The organism is Lentimicrobium sp. L6, assembly GCF_013166655.1.
Taxonomy (GTDB): domain Bacteria; phylum Bacteroidota; class Bacteroidia; order Bacteroidales; family UBA12170; genus UBA12170.
Map to the genome: position 1 here is coordinate 1 of NZ_JABKCA010000162.1, position 1,899 is coordinate 1,899.

Below are 1,899 nucleotides of genomic sequence, written 5' to 3' on the forward strand. Positions count from 1 at the left end.
GACAATTGACTAATCCAAGAACTAGACAAAAACATATTTCTATTTACATCTTCACTAGTTGCTTTATAAAAATGAGTTATGGATACTGTATCATTAAAAACCACATGCAAGGAATCGGCTCTAAAATTAGGTGGAACGCCCATGTTCCCCCCCCTATTTCCATATGTATCCTTTTTGATATCACCTGCATTTAACACAACTGATTCAATACTCTCAACTTTACTATTAAAGAAATATATAGTAATCATTTGATTTGATTTATTTCTTATATTGTATGTACTAGAATATTCAGGATCTTGACATGAGCTAAAAATTAATACAATAATAATTATAAATAATGTTATATATTTTTTCATGGCAAAAGATTTATAAATTAAAGAAAAAATTCAAATAAACATCAATATGCTTATCAGTCATATTTGAAGGCTTATGGGCTTTGAGTTTTGTTCTTAAACTTGTTAAGCCATAGGAGTATTTAATAATATTAGACTCCAAGTAAGCTATAGAATAACCTGAAACTTGATCATAAGGGAAATTAGGATTGCCGGCCGGGTTCAGATACCATGTATTATTCCAAACAAAACCAATTGAGCTATCAGGTATATCAAGCAAAACACAATTTGAACCATCAAATGACGAACCTTCCTCTGGGCAATCGCAACAACCTACCGGTGTATAACAAAACTTATCCGCATAAATAAAAGCTGTTTCTCCAGCAGGAGGTGTTCCAATTCTACAATTTACTCCATCAAACCAACCTCCATCAGGACATCTATTTGTTGGCAAACCACCACCATTTAAAGCTTGGTTGTAATTATCTATGCAATCAATAAAAAGTGGTGTATACCTATCACTACTTACTGAGCTCCACCATTGCATATGATCTCCAGTTGGAGAGCCATTATTTGAAGCATCATAGTTTGGGAACCCCAAATCAACATATTCCAACCTAGTAATATACCATTCAAGCGTATTAGCCCAGCTTTCCTGTATCTGCCTGGAAACTTGTATATACTGCAATTCAGCACTATTCATAAGTGTTACATGAGAAGAATGCCCAATTTCATGAATAGTTGTACTAAACAGTATATTGGTTGGATAAAAACTATAATCATCAGGGTCTTTACCATGAATATGGATATTGGGAATTACTCCACCAGCACCAATCATATGTTGCCAATTTGTTAGCCAATTTATCCCAGTACCACCTGTATTTAAATAGCTAATACGTAGTTTTGTCCATATCTCAGGTCGTTTTAATCCATCAATATTTCTATAAAAATATCTATATGCTGCTCTATGAATTGTTGCTATTCTAAGAGATTTATTAGAACCATTACTGATGTTTAAGTTCCACTCACTACGTTGTTTGGGACCATTATAATAGGCCTGAAAAGCTACTCCATCTCTTATAATGAACTGCCCAGTTTTCCAAATTATACTGTAATTTACGGCCCTTCTAAACTGACCTGTTGTAAAATTCCCATTACTATCTGTATTACCACTTTTTGTAGTAAACCACCTACGTGCTCTAACTTTTACTCCAATAATAGGAATCATATCATCCTCTATATCATCAAAAACTTGAATAGTACCAGATGGCGTCCATTTACTCCAGCGTGAACTTAAAATCTCTTCACTATTATCAGTAATATTTAAGGCCTCTGACACTAAATCATATACTATATCTTCATATTGTATACTTTGATAAGCTGGTATCTCCTCAGGAATAAAAAGAGATGATAATATCTCATATTGTATTTTAGGAAAACTATAGTCTGCCTTCACAGCACAATATTGCCATGTAATTAATTTAGTTGAAATAGTTGGATCATGATAAGATATTGTTTTGGCCCCTTAAACAATCGGACAAAGTTATAGTTAGAAATCTATAAATTT

General features: G+C 33.0%; 2 protein-coding genes. Both read right to left on the reverse strand.

Going from position 1 to position 1,899, the window contains the following annotated elements:
• Positions 1–356, reverse strand: a 356-nt coding sequence (locus tag HNS38_RS19975) for a hypothetical protein (protein ID WP_172346998.1), incomplete at its 3' end; no start/stop codon positions are given.
• A gap of 10 nt (positions 357–366) precedes the next feature.
• Entirely contained in the window at positions 367–1,788 is a 1,422-nt protein-coding gene (locus HNS38_RS19980) for a hypothetical protein (RefSeq protein WP_172346999.1), read from the reverse strand.
• Positions 1,789–1,899: the final 111 nt, after the last annotated feature.